The organism is Pseudomonas sp. 67(2021), assembly GCF_017491835.1.
In the GTDB taxonomy this organism is placed as follows: domain Bacteria; phylum Pseudomonadota; class Gammaproteobacteria; order Pseudomonadales; family Pseudomonadaceae; genus Aquipseudomonas; species Aquipseudomonas atacamensis.
The window spans coordinates 309603-310448 of sequence record NZ_JAFGYL010000005.1; the positions used below are offsets into that span (position 1 = coordinate 309603).

1 protein-coding gene is annotated in these 846 nt (G+C 61.5%); it reads right to left on the reverse strand.

What is annotated here, in order from left to right:
* Positions 1-474 precede the first annotated feature (474 nt).
* Entirely contained in the window at positions 475-834 is a 360-nt protein-coding gene (locus J5M66_RS09890; RefSeq protein WP_123442567.1) for a hypothetical protein, read from the reverse strand.
* Positions 835-846: the final 12 nt, after the last annotated feature.

Sequence of the window (846 nt, forward strand, 5' to 3'; positions counted from 1 at the left end):
AGTCGAAGCCACAGTGACTGACAAACCGCTTTCGCCAGCAGGCTCGCTCCCACAGGAATCTTCATTGCTTACACGTTGATCGTTCCCACGCTCCGCGTGGGAATGCAGCCCGGGACGCTCTGCGTCCCCCCCAGAGCTGGAACGCGGAGCGTCCCTTGAGGCATTCCCACGCAGAGCGTGGGAACGATCATCAAAACCTTCAACGAACGCCACGAATGGTTCCAGCCTTGACCCGCCCCATGTAGGAGTGAGCCTGCTCGCGAAAGCAATCCGCCAGTCGAAACTTCAGTGACTGACCCACCGCATTCGCGAGCAGGCTCGCTCCCACACGAGTCTTCCCTGCTTACGCGTTGATCGTTCCCACGCTCCGCGTGGGAATGCAGTCCGGGACGCTCTGCGTCCCCCAGAGCTGGAACGCGGAGCGTCCCTTGAGGCATTCCCACGCAGAGCGTGGGAACGATCATCAAAGGCCCGCTACTGCGGCAACTCCAGATTATCCAGCACCCGATTCACCGCCAGTTCGGCGAGCATGATCAGCTGCGCAATCCCCATCAGCGTGCGGCGTTGCGATGGCTTTACCAGCCCGGCAAATTCCTGGGCGATGGTTTTAGCCGAGGCGAGGGTTTCGCAGGCGTTGGCCAGCAGGTCTTCGTTTTTGGTGTCGGCGGTGACGGCGTACATGGCGCGGGGGCTGAACGGCGGTGGAGTAGAGCCGGGTGGGCAGAGGTAGTGGTCGAGGGCGCGGTCGGCGGCTTGGTGGAGTTTTTTTGAGTCGAGGGATTCGTAGGGGGAGGTGGGGTCGGTTTCGGGTGGGTTGGGTGTTGGTTTGATCATGGTGAAGCTCCT

Bases quoted from the DNA above. Each gene is read 5' to 3' on its own strand.
- J5M66_RS09890 (WP_123442567.1), bottom strand. From the start codon at position 834: ATGATCAAACCAACACCCAACCCACCCGAAACCGACCCCACCTCCCCC.